Annotated in this window: 9 protein-coding genes; 7 read left to right on the plus strand and 2 right to left on the minus strand. The window is 67.5% G+C overall.

The annotated features are described in order from the left end of the window. The 3 genes from BLR99_RS23100 to BLR99_RS09955 all read left to right on the plus strand — a co-directional run. Positions 1-733 (plus strand): hypothetical protein (locus BLR99_RS23100; protein WP_211481579.1); only part of this gene is annotated, 733 nt, incomplete at its 5' end. Then, entirely contained in the window at positions 733-2,646 is a 1,914-nt protein-coding gene (locus BLR99_RS09950) for a coiled-coil domain-containing protein (protein ID WP_017437923.1), read from the plus strand. The genes BLR99_RS23100 and BLR99_RS09950, both read left to right, overlap by 1 nt. 259 nt (positions 2,647-2,905) lie before the next feature. Beyond that, positions 2,906-5,155, plus strand: coding sequence for a TrbJ/VirB5 family protein (locus tag BLR99_RS09955; RefSeq protein WP_074687131.1), 2,250 nt, complete (start codon positions 2,906-2,908; stop codon positions 5,153-5,155). Positions 5,156-5,157: 2 nt separating this feature from the next. Here the strand turns inward: BLR99_RS09955 and BLR99_RS09960 are convergent, their stop codons facing one another. Both BLR99_RS09960 and BLR99_RS09965 read right to left on the minus strand, forming a co-directional pair. After that, positions 5,158-5,574: a hypothetical protein gene (locus BLR99_RS09960; protein WP_074687133.1), complete on the minus strand. Its 417-nt coding sequence runs from the start codon at positions 5,572-5,574 to the stop codon at positions 5,158-5,160. 349 nt (positions 5,575-5,923) lie between these two features. Continuing rightward, positions 5,924-6,247 (minus strand): hypothetical protein, encoded by a 324-nt coding sequence (locus BLR99_RS09965; protein ID WP_011794854.1) that lies wholly within the window; start codon positions 6,245-6,247, stop codon positions 5,924-5,926. 498 nt (positions 6,248-6,745) lie between these two features. On the opposite strand from BLR99_RS09965, the gene BLR99_RS09990 reads away from it, so the two are divergent. The 4 genes from BLR99_RS09990 to BLR99_RS10005 are packed head-to-tail and all read left to right on the plus strand — an operon-like array spanning position 6,746 to position 16,863. Further along, complete coding sequence (locus BLR99_RS09990) at positions 6,746-15,436, plus strand: PLxRFG domain-containing protein (RefSeq protein WP_139160155.1); 8,691 nt, start codon at positions 6,746-6,748, stop codon at positions 15,434-15,436. A gap of 39 nt (positions 15,437-15,475) precedes the next feature. Further along, positions 15,476-15,835, plus strand: a complete 360-nt coding sequence (locus BLR99_RS09995) for a hypothetical protein (protein ID WP_011794857.1) — start codon at positions 15,476-15,478, stop codon at positions 15,833-15,835. Next, the gene (locus BLR99_RS10000) at positions 15,828-16,328 is read left to right on the plus strand and encodes a capsid cement protein (protein ID WP_017438284.1); all 501 of its coding nucleotides are present in this window, start codon (positions 15,828-15,830) and stop codon (positions 16,326-16,328) included. The genes BLR99_RS09995 and BLR99_RS10000 overlap by 8 nt, the downstream gene beginning before the upstream one ends. 4 nt (positions 16,329-16,332) lie before the next feature. Next, complete coding sequence (locus tag BLR99_RS10005) at positions 16,333-16,863, plus strand: hypothetical protein (RefSeq protein ID WP_011794859.1); 531 nt, start codon at positions 16,333-16,335, stop codon at positions 16,861-16,863. The last annotated feature ends 53 nt before the right edge of the window (positions 16,864-16,916 follow it).

A 16,916-nucleotide genomic window follows, 5' to 3' on the forward strand; every position in this document is an offset into this window, starting at 1 on the left:
GGTTGCCGAAGGGGTCGGCGCCGGGGACGAAGAGGCGTATGCGGCAGAGCCAACCATGGCTTTGGAGGATGTGGGGCTGGGCGAGGATGCCGTTGACGTCACCGCGCAGACGACAACCGCAGATGCCGAGGACGCTGCAGCATGCTCGGACGAAGTGCAGGTGCACGCCACCTCGCTGGTGCAGGTTTCCGAAGGCGGCGAGGGAGCGGACGAGCTGCTGATGATCGACCGAGGACTGATTGCGTGGGTGATGAACACCGAGACGGGCGGGGTGAGCTGGTACGACGGCTGGGCATTCACCGACATGGCCGTTGTGGATGGCAAGGTGTTCGCCGTGGGACCGGAAGGGCTCGCGGTTGTCGGTGGCAGCCTGGACAGCAAGGAAACCATACCTGCGCGGGTGCAGTACGGCTTCACCGACTTCAGCGGGTTTACCGACAGCGGGGCGCCCAAGAACAGCGGCACAGGCAAAAAGCGAGTTGTCGGCCTCTGGTACGGCTACGCGGCGGACGGGTTGCTCAATGCGACCGTCGAAACCTACGGCCAGGGCTACGGCCCGTTCACCTACGCCATGCAGCCGCGCTCCGCGGCCCAGCCACGCAACAACAGGGTGGTCCCTGGCAGGGGACTGAATTCCCGCTACTGGCGGATCGGCATCGCGAATGTAGGCGGGGCTGGCTTCCGGGTATCGAGCATCGAGGCCGAGGTGGCCGAAAGCAAAAGGAGATTGTGATGGGAGAAGCAACAGGGGCATTTGCCGAGGCCTACGACGCGGCGAAGCAGATCCGCGACACCGTGCTGGAGCGGCAGGGCAGTGCGATCGAGCGGGCAGTCAAGGCCCAGGACGCGGCCCGGCAGACGATCGAAGAGATGGGCAAGTTCACGCCTGCACTGCTGATGTCCGGCAGCGCTCCGGATGTTCCGGATCTGCAGGCCAGCGTCACCGGCAATCTGGAGCTGCCGGACCTGGGCCGCGACAGCTTCGGCGTCGTGACGCCCGTGAACCGTTCGGACGTGGTCGTGGGCGCAATCGCCCCGGTGCAGCAGATCGAGGTCGAAGGCTTCAATCCTGGGTTCGCGGCCATCCAGATTCCGGAGGCACCGGACTGGCGCGACTACGGGGCCGCGCCGACGGCGCCTGCGATACGGGAGGTGGTGCCGCCAGAGGCGCCTCGGCTGGAGAAACCGCTGCTCCCCTCGCTGGACAACATCGTGATTCCGCATTTCGATTTCCCGACGCTGCCGGAATTCACAGCCCAGTCGCCCGAGTTCCAGGGCAGCCACGTATCGACCGTGCTCCAGTGGCGGGAGGTGCCCTACAAGGTCACCATCCTGGAGGAGGAGTTGGCCCAGCTGCGCCGGATGTGGGCTGGCGGCACGGGGCTTCCGCCTGCTGTGGAAAAAGCCCTCTGGGAGCGCGCCGCATCGCGTGAAGACATCGCCGTGAGCCGGGACATATCGGCCGCCGCAACGGAGTTCTCCTCGCGCGGGTTCACCATGCCGCCGGGCATGATGGTCAACCGCATCGACGCCATCCGGTCCGAGGCCATGCTGCGCAAGCAGACGCTGGGCCGGGACGTTCTCATCAAGGTCACGGATGCCCAGATCGAGAATGTGCGGTTCGCCTGCACCCAGGCCATTGCCGCAGAACAGGTGCTGGTGGGGATCTGGTCCGCCGTGGCGGGCCGGGCCTTCGAGGCCGCCAAGATCCAACTGGACAGCGAGCTGGCGCTGCTGAACGCACAGATCGCCATCTTCAACGCGAAGCAGTCGGCCTATGCAACAGAGGCCACCGTGTTCCGCGCACGCCTGGACGCCCAGCTTGCACGCATCCAGGTGTACCGCGCCGAGCTGGACGGGGAGCTGGCAAAGGGCCAGGTCAACGAACAGCGAGTGCGCACCTACCAGGCCCAGGTGCAGGCGCTGCAGCTGGACCTGGAAATCTACAAGTCGCAGATGCAGGGCGCGCAGCTCGAATCCGAGCAACAGCGCACGCGCGTGGAAATTTTCAAGGCCGAGGTGCAGGCGCACGCCGAGCTGCTGCAGGCCGACAAGGTGCGGTTCGACGCCTACGAAAGCCGCGTCAAGGGCGAGACCGCGAAGGCCTCCCTCATCGACGCCCAGGCGCGCGCCTACAGCGCGTATGTCTCCGGCCAAGCCGCGAAGGCCGACATCAGCATCAAGAACCAGGCGGCCGAGATTTCGCAGGCGCAGCTGCGCGTGCAGGCCTTCGTGGCGAACCTTGACAAGGACAAAACGCTCATCCAGCAGCAGAGCGCCGCGATCCAGGCCAATGCCGAGGCGCACCGTGCCAACACGGCGCGGTACACAGCCAAGGTAGGCGCCGAGAGCGCCGCGATTGGCCTGCAACTGCAGGCCCAGGAGGCCAACATGCGCACCTCGATCGCAGCCTACGAGGTGGAAATCCGGAAGTACGTCGCGGACATGGAACAGATGATCCGTGTGGCGTCGATCCAGCTCGAAGCCCTGAAGTCCGCAAGCCAGGCCGCCTCCACGTTGGCGGCCGGCGCGATGGCTGGTATCTCTCTCGGCTCCAGCGTGAGCGGCGGATCGGGTGTCAGTGCGTCCGCAAACTACTCGGAGTCGATGCAGATTCCAACACCCGGTTCAACGACCAATGGGTGACGGGCAGTGCGCCGCCCAGCTCGCGGCCGACGCAATGCCGGCTATCCACGTGTCGGCCGGAATTCCTGGGCAAGGTAGCCAGGGAGAAACCTGGAACACCACCAAAACGACCGACAACTACAACTACGGTGCCAGCGGTTGACGGAAAGGTGTGGACCACCCTGCTGAGCTCAGGCAGCCGGCTCAACGCCCGCGTATAGGGCTTTGCAGGCGTGCGGCTGGGCCGAAGAATCGGCACATCTGCATCACAGGAGGCTCCATGCGAGGCTTTCAACCGGCGGCGCACCGTGCCGCCAAGACCAGTGGATATGCCGGCGGCGGCGTGGTGCGCGGGCCTGGCACCGGCACCTCCGACGACGTGCAGGACGCCGTTGCGCCGGGCACCTACATCATGCCGGCCGACAGCACCCAACAGGTGGGGGCTCAGAACCTCGAGACCATGGGCGCGCGCGGCTTCCAGCCCGGTCGGAAGGTGGCCGTGAACCTGAGCAACGGCGAGTTCAAGCTGCCGCCGGAGCAGGTGCATGCCATCGGCGTGCAGGCGCTGGACCAGATGAAGGATGCGACCCACGCGCCGGTGCGCGGCTTTTCCCCGGGAGCACGGCCGCCGGCGCCGCCGGAGCCGCGCTTCTTCTTCGCCAACGGGGGGCTGGTCAGCGACCCGCTGCAGAGCGCCGCCGCGACGGCAGCCCAGCCGGCTGCCCCAGCGCCTGCAGCCGCCGCAGCGGCGCCCGGGGCACCGATGGGGTGGGCGGAGCGCAACGCCCAGCGCAGCCTGGAGGTGACGGCCAGCTCCATCATGCCCAGCGCCGACCGCGATGCTGCGCAAAGCAAGCTGGCCAGCATGAGCCAGCCCGCCAACACGGCGCCCCCCGGCACCGCGCCAACCCCGCTGGGCAGCACCACGCCGGTGAACGCCGCGCCGTCGGCCGTGGGATTTCCCGCGCCGGCCCTCCAGCGTCAGCCGGGCCAGCCGTCTGCCACCACATACGCGACGCGTCCGAGCTTCGCCGATGGCGGCGTGGTCAAGGACGAGGAGCAGCGCAAGCAAATCTCCCCCTCCAACATCTACCCGCAGGGCAGCCCGAGCGCGGGCCGTAGCCCCTACGTTGGCGCCGCGGCGGAGGCCGAACCCCAGACGCGGGGTTTCTCGCCGCGCTCGAGCGGGCAGCCCGAGGCGCGCGCGGCCGGGCCGTCCGAGCTGTACATGCAGGATCGGGCGCAGGAACTGAAAGACCAGGTGAGCTCCGGCAACTACGCCCAGGCCGCCGGCACCGCTGCGCGCACCGCGGTGCAGGGGCTGGGCATGTACGGGCTGGAGCTGGCGGACAAGGTTTCCGAGCCGGTCATCGGCGCGGCACGAGGCTTCGGCTCGGGGCTGTTCGGGACGGCCGACGCCGCGCCCGCTCCCGCGGCTGCCCCCGCTGCTGCAGCTGCTCCCGCAGCAGCGCTGACCGCCTCTCCTGCAGCACGCGGCCTCGCGCCGGGCATGGCGGAGGAAAGTCGCCGCAGCGTGATGCAGCAGGCTGGCGCTCAGCCGGCCACTGCGCAAGCCGCACCAGGCGCGGCCGCCGCGGTGCGCCCAGGCGTTTTCGAGCACGGCCGTGGGCAGTTCAGCGACCAGGCGACGGGCATGAACTTCCCCCGTGGGTTCACCGGCCGCCCGACCGCCGCGGCAGACGCTGCTGCAGAAAGCATGGTGCGCGGCTTCGCGCCCGGCATGCGACCCCAGCCGGAGGACTCACCGGTTCGGGGCTTCCAGCCTGGTGCATTCTCGGCGCCGGTAGCCCGTCACTCGGGCAACGACTGGCAGGCCCGCAACGACCTTCGCAACGCCCAGGTATCGGCCTCCAGCATCATGAACAACGGCGGCCGGTGGGACCAGCACAAGGGCATGTCGCCAGAGGCAGCCACCGCGGCGGCCATGACCAATGCCGATCTCGCGGCCCGCGCGGCACAGCCGGGCATGGACACCGAAGCCATGCGCCAGAACGCGGCACTGGCGCGCGAAGAAATGCAGCAGGCCGGTGAGACCCAACGTGCCGGCGCCCGAGCCGCTGTCGAAGCGCAGCGGACTGGCATTGCGGCGCAGCAGGCCGCCACGCAACGGCGGTCGGTGGACAGCCAAGTGGAGGCCCAGGGCTACGCCAACCGCATCGCAGCCCAGCAGGAGCAACTGCGCGGCGTGCTGGTCGATCCCACCGCTTCCGAGAGCGCCAAGGCGGAGGCGCAGAAGGCGCTGCGGGCTCTGGCTGGCCAGGGCCACAACGACTGGCGCGTGCAGGTCACGCCCGCGGTCAAGAACGCCGATGGCTCTACCAGCGAGGGGAGCGTGTTGCGGTACAACCAAGCGACAGGGGACGTGCAGCGGGTGGATGTTGCGCAAGGTGCTGCTCATCCTCCATCAGAAGCGCTCGCCGATCCAAAAACCAGGCCGGTCGGTACCGTGTCCACGGTCAACGGGAAGAGCGCCGTATGGGATGGCAGGAAGTGGGTGCCCAAGACGTAGCGTTACCTGGTCGGAGGAGGGGAAAGTTCGCCTTTCTCCCAGTCCACGGCAGGTGGTGCCTCTGTGCCAGGGGCTGACATGCCGCTGGGAGGAACCTCGGGCTTCGGTCGGCCGCCGGTCACAGCGACTGTCGCCACCGTGCCGATCAGGATGAAGACCGGGAACGACGCAACTGCAATCTTGGCGAGCACTGCCCACAGCGGATTTCCAAGGTACAGCGCTGCGGCGCGCCACGTCCCAACGTTCACAAGAACAAGAAACGCAACGAAGAGAAGTACGGCCACGGTGGATATGGGCGCCCCTTGGGGCATCATGGACAGGACAACGCCCCAGATCAGCCCACCCAGGAACCCATAGCCCCAGTAGGTCTTCGCAAGCCCGGCCCGGCCGGTCCAGATGTTGTTGATGATGTCGCCCATGGTGTACCTCCCGGCAGGAATGTAGCAGGGCGTTCCCCTTCGCGGGCGCAGGTGCAGAGGGCACTGCAGGAACTGGCTGGCCAGGGCCGGGACGGCTGGCACAGATGGTAGACCGCCTGCGCTGCCGTGTCGTTCGCCACGCCCGGAGCCTTGTCCAGGATGCAGGCGACGGGGGGCGGCCAGAAGCAAGACGGTGGCGATGGTCTTCGCGTTCATGGGGCCCTCCTATGCTGGGAGGGTAAGAGGCAGGTGCGGGCACAGCCCCCGTTATCGTGGGGCAATTACCGTTCGGTTATTCGACCATGAAAAAGGCCCGCGCGAAGCGGGCCTTCTGGGGCAAGGTACGGCATCAGGCCGCCTTTCGCAGCTCCTCAATGCGGCCTTCTGCTTGCGTGGCCTTTTGCTGGTGGTGGTCCAGCACTTCCTTCAACCCTTCAGGGATGAAGCGCTGCAGGATGTCTCGCATCAGAGGCTGGTACCCGACGCCATGGTGAGCGCCGATCAGCTTGTATGCGTCGATCATTCCTTTGGGCAGTCGGATCGAGATGGACTGCATGCCCATCGCCTCGTCCAGCGCTGCCATATGCTCCGCACCGGCCACCTCTGCGTGGTCGGCGTCAGCGCCCAGTTGGCGCTCCTCCCATGCTTCATCAGTGCCTGCGAACTTGTTCATTTGACTCTCCGTTTGGTGTGACTCGTGTAAATGCTGATCTCGTTTTGGTTGGGCTCATAGCACGTCCTCAGATGGATCGTTGAGCCTCTTTGTATATACGCGATCTTGAGTAAGCGGCCCTTGTTGGTATAGCTGAGAAACCACAGCGTCGGAGGATTGGTCCTATGGTCTTCCCTGTTATCGATGAGCAGCGGGCCATTGATGTTCCTGAAGCACTGCTCTACCTCTTTCCTCTCTACTTGATGCTTGGTCGCCAATTTGTCAAGTACTCCTCCAGAGATTTCTAAGTTCTTCATGGGATGCAATAGTACCGCTAATTTTCGCGCAGTGTATATACACGTCCGCGAAGACATTGCAGGAAGTACGACATGTGGCACCTGGGCCTCGTGCCAAGCCTACCAACCTGCTCCCGTTGCAGGAGCACGACATGAGCGGTATCGGCTCTTTCGCACCGTATAGGGTTCGGCTCCTGACCTCTGCGGGGGGGACAGTTGAGGGATGGCACAAGACACTGATTGGGAAAAGGGTTCGCTATCTGGGCCGGCAGCGCCGTCCGAAAACTGGGAGAAGGGCGCGCTTTCGGAGCCGACCACCGCGCGCGGGCTAAAGGGCTGGGGCCAGGATATTGCCGCTACCGCAGTGAAGGGCGCCATCGGCGTGCCCGAGGCCCTGGTCGGCATCGCCGACATCGCCACGGGCGGCCGGGTGGGCAAGTTCCTCGAGAACGAAGGCGGTGCCGTCGGGTTCCGTCCAAAGCAGGCGCGCGAGATCGTCAACGACTGGCACTCCGACGCCACCAAGGAAGCCCAGCGGAAGTTCCAAGAAGCCGACGGCATCGTGGACAAGGCGGTCACGGCCGTGCAGAACCCCAGCCTGATCGCCACGGCCATCGGGGAATCGCTTCCATCCATGGGGGCAGGCGGTGTCGCGGCCCGGGGGCTCCTGGCTGCAACGCGCCTGGGGCAGATGGGGGCCAAGGGCGCCGCGCTCGCCGGGGCAGCCGGTGAAGGGCTGACCATGGCCGGCTCGCAGGCCGAGCAGATCCGCCAGGAAACCCCGGATGGGCTGCTGACCCCGAACCAAGCCGGGCTCGCCGCCGCCACCGGGGCTGTGGGGGGCGCCTTCGGTGCGGTGGGCGGCCGGATCGCGCAGCGCCTGGGCATCGGTGACGCCGAAACGATGCTGGCGCAGGGGCAGAGCGGCATGGCCCGCCAGTTCGCCGACGAGGCGGCCGGCGCCGCCGTGAACCCGCTGCAGCAGCAGGCCGTGAAGAGCATTCCGCGCCACGTGATCGAGGGCGCGATCGCGGAGGGCCTGCTGGAGGAACTGCCGCAGTCCATGGCCGAACAGATTTTCCAGAACGTCGCGCTCGACAAGCCATGGTACGACCAGGTGGACTCGGCCATCGTGCTGGGCACCCTGTCCGGTGGGGCGATGGGGGCTGGTGCTGCTGGCTACCATGCCGCGGCGCGGCCGCGCGCGGGCGCGGTCGGCGAGGGCGATCCCGCCGCGGCCCGGCCGGCTGGCGACGAGCCGGCGGCAGAGGCCCCGCCGCGCAATCCCGGGCTTGAGCGGGTGAGCGAGGCCTTCGCCGAGCAGCTACGCATGCTGCAGGAGCAGGAACAGGGCGAGGTGCTCGGGCCCCAGTCTGCACCGCCGGACGGGGCCGCCGCCCTGGCCGAGCAGCGCGCCGCCGCCGCGGCGCAGCGCCAGGCCGACATGGAGGCCTCGCGCGCGGTGGAGAGCCCGGACGACGAGATCTACCAGTCCACGGGCGCCGAGGTGCCGCGCTCCGTGCGCATGGGGATCAACCCCGCCGACGGCCCGCTTTCGACCGGCGCCGCCATGGCGGTGGATACCGGCGTCTCCGACCAGATGCAGCAGGCCGCCGCGTTGGCACAGGCGGCCGAGGCCGGCGAGAAGAGCGGCAAGGCCCAGAAACAGGAGCAGCCGGCGCGGTCACCTCTTGGCGCGGATCCGGAAACGGGCGAGATCCCCGGTTCCGATGACGTGGCCAACTGGAGCGACGCGCAGCTGTCGGAAGTCTTCCGCGGCGCCCAGGGCCGCGACGTGCGCATCAAGCTGGCGCAGGAGCTTTCGCGCCGCAAGGCTGCCCGCGCCGCCGAGCAATCCACCCCCGTGAAAGGAACCACCGATGGCCCCCAAGCCCAACCAGCGAACACCCAACCACCAGCAGCAGCGCAGGCCCCGGCCGTCGCCGCTGCTGGCGCACCAGCGCAAGGGGCACTGACCAATGCCGGCACCACGACTACGGACGCTGGAGCGCAAGGAAAAGCAGCGGCTGGCGCGGAAGCTGCGCCGGAAAGCAAGGACCAGCGCGCCCAGCGCATCGACACCGCCGGCCAGACCTGGACCCGACTGCCTACCTTGCAGCGCCAGGTGGTGGCCGAGCAACTGAAGGGGATCAAGCCCGTCCTGCGGAAGAACCTGGCCGGTGCGAAGTGGGACAACCTGAACAGCGATCTGAAGCGCAAGATCGCCGACCTGATCGCGCCCGCGCAGGAGGCCGCCGCCGCTCCGGCACCAGCACCTGCGGCACCCGTCGCCATGGCGCGCGGCACCACGTTCCCGCCGCTGGACGCCCCACCAGTGCCGACGGCCAAGACCGGCGCGCAAATCACCGATCCCAAGCCGGCCAAGAAAGGAGCGCCCGATGACCAAGCACAGAATGTCCAAGACACCGGAGTACCACGCTTGGCACCACGCCAAGAGGCGGTGCAACAACCCGAACGACAAGTCGTATCCGGAGTACGGCGCAGTGGGGATCAAGATGGACCCCGCGTGGGAGGCGGACTTCGCTCTGTTCCTGGCGGAAGTGGGGCGGAAGCCGTCGCCGGAGCATTCCCTGGACCGGATAAAGGGGCACCTGGGGTACGTGCCGGGCAACGTACGCTGGGCGACGAAGGAACTGCAGTCTCAGAACCGCCCGAAGTTCGTGCGGCTGATCTCGCACAACGGCAAGTCGATGACGGTCGCCGAGTGGGCGAGGGAACTGGGCCAGCCGGCGTCGACGCTGTACCGCAGGCTGGCCGACGGGCAGCCGGTCGAGCAGGTGCTGCTCAAGGGAACGAAGCCGCCCGGGCACAGCCACCGGATGCTGACCCACGAGGGCAAAACGCAGCCGCTGAAGACTTGGGCGCGAGAGCTGGGAATGGTCCCATCGACGATTCGCCAGAGGTTGCAACTCGGGTGGGACGTGCAGAGGGCGCTGACCCCGCTGCGGTAGGCTCGGCTGCAAGCTCCCCTTCCCCCGAAGAGTCTGGGGCAACTTTCGAATCGGTGCCGAAGCGCATGGCGCGTGCCAAGGCGGAAAAAATCGCCGCGGCGGCAGCACCAGCCCGGGACGGAGCACGGCCTGCCGCTCAGGATCCAACTGCTACGGCCCCGGCGCCCCAGGCGCCGACAGCGGCAGCAGAGACGGTGCCGCAACGCATGAAGCGCGCGAAGGCTGAAAAGGCCGCCGTGCCTACCGCGCCTGCAGCAACCACCGTGGCGGGCGAAGCGAGCCCGGCAGCCAAGCCGAAGACCGTACCCGCGAAGATGAAGGAGGCAAAGGCAAAACGCGAGAGCAAGGCCGTGCGCGAAGCGCGTGAGGCCGAGGAGCGGCGGGCCGCCTACTTCGCGCCTGGCAATGTGGTCCGCGGCTACGGCGGCGGATTTGATCGCGTCGTCAGCTACCAGCCGGCGGACGCGGATGGACGCTGGAGCGTCACCGTGCGCGAGGTGCAGAAGGACGGGAGTGGCACGTGGGCGAACAAGGCTGGCGCGATCGATCGCACCCACGGGACCGAGCCCTCCAAGATGAACTATGCGGCGGGCCCGGCCGCCCGCACGAAGGTCGAACCGGCCCCGGCCCCGGCCCCGGCCGCTGCGGCCCTTGAGCCCGCGGTGCCCGCGCAGAACACGGAGAACCGCGACAACACGCGGAAGAGCGGTCCTGCTGAGAGCGAGCCGTTATTCCGTCGAGACGCCCAAGACGACCTGGGCGCCGGCATGGCGGCCGACCTGCTGCGCATCATGGGCAAGGGGGACGGTTTCTCGGCCGCAGCCCAGCGGCAGGCCGTGGATACGGTGCGCGCCACGGTCAACCCGATCGTGGCGGCCTGGCAGAACGCCCCCGAGGTGGTGGTGGCCTATGACCTGAACGACCCCATCATCCCGCAGCGCGTGCGCGACGCCGACCTGCGCCAGCGCTCCGGCGGGGCGCATGGGGCGCCCGAGGGCTTCTATTTCGGCGGCAAGGCGTATTTGATGGCTTCGCGCCTGACCACGCCGGAGGATGCCGCGCGGGTGCTGTACCACGAGGTGGCCGGCCACCACGGCCTGCGGGGCCTCTTCGGTCCGGAACTGGACAAGATCCTGAACCAGGTGGCCACCATGCGCCGCGCTGACGTGGATGCCAAGATGGCCGAGTACGGCATGCGCGGCGTGGACCGCATCAGCCGGGCCCGGGCGGCGGAGGAGGTGCTGGCGGAGATGGCCGAGAAGAATCCGCAGCTGTCCTTCGTGCAGCGGGCCGTCGCTGCCATCCGCAACTTCCTGCGCGAGCACGTGCCCGGGTTCGGGAGCCTGCGCCTGCGCGACGCGGACATCATCCAGGCCTACATCCTGCCGGCGCGCAACTGGGTGGAACGGGCCGCCGCGGCGCGCGAGCGCGGCATGGGCTCGGCAGCCATGCAGTACAGCCTGGCGCAGGACGAAGCCCGGTCCGGGTTCGCGGCCGAGGTGCGTGCGGCCATCACCGCCGGCCTGAACAACGACGAACGCGCGCTGCGCGCCCAGGTGCCGCTCGGCATCGAGACGCCGGCGGCCCTCGAGGCGCTGGGCGTGGTACGCAAGCCGGTGGTCACGAACCGCAACCTCCTCGCCAAGATGCATTTCGAGCACGGCGTGCCGCGCGCGGATCTGGAGCGGCTGGGCGAGCTGCTGTCGAATCCCGTGATGGTGTTCAAGTCGGACACCCAGCCCGGGCGGATGGTGGTGGTGACGAGCTTGGTGGTGCGCGGCAACCCGGTGGTGGTGGCCGTCGATCCGAACGGCGCCAGCAACCGGGCCGAGGTGGTCTATGTGCCCAGCGCCTACCCGAAGGACAACGCGGACCGCACGTTCACGCGCTGGATCCGGGACGGCCTGCTGCAGTTTGCGAACAAAAAAGAAAGCCGGCAACTCGCCACGACGGCCAGGCTCCAATTGCCTGGGGTGGTACAGCGAGTTTCCGGCTTCCGCGCCAATTATAAAACTGAGGCCGATCTGCCGCAAACTGGGGCCGGTCCGGATGTGATGTTCAGCCGCGAGCGCATCGCCGCGCTGAAGGACTCGGCCCTGGACCAGATCACGCAGACGATGAGCCACCCCGGCAAGGTGTCGCTCTGGGACAAGACGATCGGCACGATGCGCCACCTGGCCGAGCGCGCGCCCGCGTTCAAGCCGGTGTTCGAGTCGGCCCAGCGCTTCATCGATGACGTGTCCATGCTGGGCAACGACGCGGCCGACATGGCCCCGCGCCTCCTGCCGCGCGTGGACAGCTGGCGCGACCTGACCAAGAAGCCGATCACCGCGGCCGACAACAAGGCCGTGGCGCGCCCGCTGTTCGAGGGCACGCTGATGTGGGCGCGGGACATCGACGGCACCCCGGTGCTGCTGGATGACCTCACGGCCAAGTACCAGAATCTGCCGGCCGACCAGAAGGCCCAACTGCTGCTGCGCGGCGGCCGCTTGGACCCGAAGATCCTGACCGCCTGGCAGGGCCTGCCCGTGGGCATGTACGAGGCCAACGTGAACACCAGCTTCAACAGCCGGGTGCTCAAGGCCGGCGTGGTGTGGAGCCAGAAGGAGCTGGAAACCATGTTCGGGCTCGACGCGAACCAGGTGAGCCTCTACCAAGAGGGCCGGGCCGCCATCGACCGCTCCATCGACATGACGGCGCGCGCCGACATGCTGCGCAGCCTGGGCGATGAGTACGCGGGCATGCGCGACGCGGTGCTGGCGCAGGAAACCCTTGACGATGCCGTGGAGCTGCTGACCCGCACGCTGATGGACGACGCCCGGGATCGGCCCGAATGGTCCGAACGGCTGATGAAGCTGAACAACGCGGTGGTGAAAGCCCAGGAGAGGGCGCAGCAGCTGATGGACGAGGGCTATGCCCCGCTGTCGCGCTTCGGCCGCTACACGGTGGATGTGGTGGACGCCGCGGGCGATCGCCAATATTTCGGCATGTTCGAGACCAAGGCCGATTCCAACCGGATGAAGGCCGAGATGGAAAAGCAGTTCCCCGGCGCCACCGTCACCCAGGGCACCATGAGCCAGGACGCATTCAAGCTGTTCGCGGGCGTCACCCCCGAGAGCCTGGAAATGTTCGGGAGCATGCTGGGGCTGGACGGCAAGGGCGACGACCCGAAGGACAAGGCATTTCAGGCCTACCTGCAACTGGCCAAGAACAACCACAGCGCGCTCAAGCGCCTGATCCACCGCAAGGGGGTCGCGGGGTACAGCGAGGACGTGGGCCGCGTGCTGGCGAGCTTCGTGTACTCTAATGCCCGCCTGGGCGCTGGCGGACTGAACGCCGGCACCATGGAGAGCGCAATCAACGCCATCCCGAAGGAGCAGGGAGAGCTGAAAGACCTGGCCATGGGGCTGCGCGACTACATCGCCAATCCCCAGGAGGAGGGCCAGGCCGTGCGCGGCATGCTGTTCGCCCAGTACCTGGGAGGCTCGGTAGCGTCCGCCGCCGTGAACATGATGCAACCGTTCCAGATCACCATGCCGTGGCTGTCTCAGTTTGGCGGCATGCGCAAGGCCGGCGCCCAGATGGCGCGCGCCCTCAAGGACATGAGCCGCAAGGGCTTTCAGTACGAGCCCGACCTCGCTGCCGCGATGCAGTCCGCGGAGGAGGATGGTGTGGTGTCCCCGCAGGAGATCCATCAGCTGATGTCGCAGGCACGCGGCACTGGGTCGCTCCGCACGGGCGACGGAATGAAGGTGGGCGACGCACGCGCCGCGGTGGCCAACAACTGGGAGCGCGTGAAGGTGGCGTGGGGTCAGCCCTTCGCCCTGGCCGAACAGTTCAACCGCCGCAGCACCTTCATCGCCGCGTATCGGATGGCGAAGGAGCAGGGCATGGCCGAGCCTTCCAACTTCGCCCGCAAGGCGGTGCTGGAGACGCAGTTCGTGTACTCGAAAGCGAATAAACCCCGCTTCGCGCGGGGGGCTGTGGGGGGAGCGCTTTTCTGTGTGGACGACACCACGGAAGCGCTGACGCAGCGCGGATGGGTCGGCCCCGACCACCTGGTGCCGGGCGACATGCTCGCATCGTTCGATATGACCACAGAGCGGCTCATCTGGGCTCCGATGGCGTCGGTGCACATCTTCGATCACGATGGTGAAATGGTGCATGCGAAGTCCAAGACGCTGGACATGCTCATGACCCCAGACCATCGAGTGGTGCATTACAAAAGGAAGCGGACCAAAGGGGCGCAGCGGGGGACCACGCATTGGGAGTTGGGGGTGGCCGAAGCGCAGGACATCCCGGCGTCTCACCGGGTTCAGATTCCCACTGCCGCGCCGTTCGATCACCTGCCAACCGGCGAGCCCATCACCGACGCCCAGGCGCGGGTGCTGGGTTGGGTGGTCACGGAAGGGTGGTTCACGAAGAAGAACCGCGGGCGAGAGGAATGGGGCGGCGCGCTGAAGCTGTATCAGAACGAAGGGCGCACAGCAGACCTGATCCGTGCTGACCTCGACGCAGCCGGGCTCGAATACACCGAAACGACCTGGAACTACGTCGGCGGCAATGCCGCGCACATCCGGTTCAACATCAAAAAAAGCAGCGCTGCAGTGTTGCGCAAGATGCTGCCCGGTAAGCAGCTCACCCCGGCATTGCTGATGCGGATGACGAAGGCCCAGATTGAATTGCTGGTCGATCGCATGATCGAGGGGGACGGCTCTGAGTCGGCCGCCGGGCAGCGGTGCCTCATCCAGAACCCGGGGCAGACGCTGGAGACTTTCCAGATGGCGCTGACCATCCTGGGCAAGAGTTTCCGAGTGAGCAAGCATGGTCCGAGCTGCCGGAAGGTGCTGATCCGCGAATCGCAAAGAACCGAAAACGGACGCTACTCGGTGAAGGAATCGGAGCGCGTCCGTTACACAGGCCGCGTCTGGTGCCCGATCGTTCCAGGGACCAGCACATGGGTGGCGCGACGCAACGGCATGCCGTTCATCACCCACAACACTTTCAAGACCTACAGCGTGTCCTACCTGGAGCTGATGCACCGCATGTGGACTCAGGGCGGACCGGAAGGAAAGCGGGCCGTGGGCTGGGCCATCGCCATGCTGCTGCTCATGTCGGGCGCAGGCGGCCTGCCTTTCATGGAAGACGCCGAGGATCTGATCGACGGGGCGGCCCAGATGATGGGCTACAACCTGAGCAGCAAGCAGTGGCGCAAGCAACTGCTGGCGGACGTGATGGGCAAGGAGATCGCCGATTTCGTTGAGCAGGGTGTCTCTGGTCTGCCTGGTGCGCCAGTGGACGTGTCGGGCCGTATGGGCCTGGGCAACCTGCTCCCCGGTACCGGGCTGCTCTTGTCGAAGCAGAACCGCGAGCGCGATCTTCTGGAAGTCGCCGGCCCGGCGGGGGACTTGATTGCGCGGGGCTTCACCGCGGGGCGCAAGCTACTCACAGGGGATGCGGGGGGCGCAGCGCTGGAGGTGGCGCCGACCGCGGTGCGCAACGCGGTCAAGGGCGTGGACATGGCAGCGACCGGAATCTATAAGGACAAGAAGGGCTACAAGGTCATCGACACCACGCTGGCCGAGGCGGGGGCGAAGTTCCTGGGCTTCCAGCCCAAGAGCGTGGCCGAGGTGCAGGAGGCCAACAGCTTCATGCAGCGCACGAAGACCTTCTACACGCAGACCAGCAGCGAGATCAAGGCGCAGTGGGCGGATGCGCTCTTCCGCAAGGACGATGCGGCGCTTGCAGAGGCGCGCGAACGTCTGGCTGACTGGAACCGAAACAATCCGGAGCAGCCGATCGTGGTGAAGATGCCGGACGTGTGGAAGCGCGTGCGCGAGATGGGCAAGGACCGCACGCAGCGGATCGCCGACACCGCGCCGAAGGCCCTGCGCCAGCAGATGCGCGAAGCAGCGCGCGAGGCAGGGCAGGCCCCAGCATAGGGTTAGGCGAGGTGGCTGCCGGGCGGGAAACTGCCCGGCATGTCCACCCCGGCCAAGCTCAAGAAGCTCACTATCTACCAGGGCGCGACCTTCCGCAAACGCCTGCGGTGGGAGTCCCCTACCGGCGCGCCCATCGACCTGACGGGCGCGACGGCGCGCATGCAGGTCCGCCTGGAAAAGGAGACCCCGACCACGCTGGCAGACCTGACCACCGAGAACGGTGGCATCACGCTGGGCGGCGCATCGGGCACGGTGGACCTGTACCTGAGCGACGCGGCCACCGCGGCCATGGGCTGGGAATCTGGCGTGTGGGATCTGGAGATCGTGCACCCCAGCGGCGATGTCACCCGCCTGGCCGAGGGCTCCATCGGCGTCTCCAAGGAGGTGACGCGTGGCTGATGTGCTGGTGGAAGAGGTCACCACCATCCTGGCGCAGGAGGCCGACAGTTCCGTGCTGCGCGAAGAGGTGGAGGTCATCCAGGTGGTGGCCGACGCCGAGCAGGGTCCACCCGGCCCGCGCGGGGAAGTCGGCCCAGCCGGTGGCGCCACCGTGTCGCGCGTCGCCGGCTCCACGCTTTCCGCCCTCATCGCCGCGTGGGAAGACGCGGCCGGCCGCGTGTACGCGCTGGACAAGGACGACGAGGACCACGTGTACCTGCTGCTGGGTATCACGCTCACGGCTGCCGACCCTGGCCAGCCCATCAACGTGCAGCGCTCGGGTGTCATCACGGATTCCGCCTGGTCCTGGACGCCAGGACAACGCATCTATCTGGGGCTCGGTGGAGCTCTCACCACCGCCGCGCCCGCGGTTGGCTTCGATGTGCTGATCGGCACGGCGCTGTCGCCGACCCGCCTTCTTCTCAACCTTCAAGACCCCATCGCACTGGAGTAGAACCATGGCAACTCAACCCACCCAGGGCTACCTTTCCCGAATCGCCGGGAAGACCCGCCAGCTCTTCGGGCTCGCCGTCTCCGCCGGTGCGGCGGACGCGGGCAAGCTGGTGGCGACCGGGCCCGACGGCCGGATCGACACCACCCTCCTGCCGTCCGGTATCGGAGCCAACACGACGATCGCCCCGGCCAGCGAGGCCATTGGCGCCGGCAAGTTCGTGAACTTCCACGCCAATGCCGGCGCGCTGAACATGCGCCTTGCGGACAACAGCAACGGCCGTCAGGCGAACGGCTACGTGAAGGACGCCGTGTCCTTCGGAGCGAGCGGCACGGCATACCCCCTCGACACCACCAATGCCGCGCTGACCGGGCTGACGCCGGGCGCCACGTACTGGCTGGGCACCGCGGGCGGCGTGATCTCCGCGCCCCTCGACGGCACCGACACCGCCAACGCGGGCAAGGTCTGCCAGGAGCTCGGCACGGCGAAGAGCGCGACCGAGCTGGTGACGGACGATCTGGGCTACGTGATCCTCTGAAATGGCAGTACGGCGGCCTCTGGTCAGGGTGGGCGGGCGCGTCCGGCAGTTGC

It is taken from the genome of Paracidovorax citrulli (assembly GCF_900100305.1).
In the GTDB taxonomy this organism is placed as follows: Bacteria; Pseudomonadota; Gammaproteobacteria; order Burkholderiales; family Burkholderiaceae_C; genus Paracidovorax; species Paracidovorax citrulli.

What these genes read in the sequence shown, in the direction of transcription:
- BLR99_RS09950 (WP_017437923.1), top strand. Translation starts at nt 733, where the DNA reads ATGGGAGAAGCAACAGGGGCATTTGCCGAGGCCTACGACGCGGCGAAG.
- BLR99_RS09955 (WP_074687131.1), top strand. Translation starts at nt 2,906, where the DNA reads ATGCGAGGCTTTCAACCGGCGGCGCACCGTGCCGCCAAGACCAGTGGA.
- BLR99_RS09960 (WP_074687133.1), bottom strand. Translation starts at nt 5,574, where the DNA reads ATGGGCGACATCATCAACAACATCTGGACCGGCCGGGCCGGGCTTGCG.
- BLR99_RS09965 (WP_011794854.1), bottom strand. Translation starts at nt 6,247, where the DNA reads ATGAACAAGTTCGCAGGCACTGATGAAGCATGGGAGGAGCGCCAACTG.
- BLR99_RS09990 (WP_139160155.1), top strand. Translation starts at nt 6,746, where the DNA reads ATGGCACAAGACACTGATTGGGAAAAGGGTTCGCTATCTGGGCCGGCA.
- BLR99_RS09995 (WP_011794857.1), top strand. Translation starts at nt 15,476, where the DNA reads ATGTCCACCCCGGCCAAGCTCAAGAAGCTCACTATCTACCAGGGCGCG.
- BLR99_RS10005 (WP_011794859.1), top strand. Translation starts at nt 16,333, where the DNA reads ATGGCAACTCAACCCACCCAGGGCTACCTTTCCCGAATCGCCGGGAAG.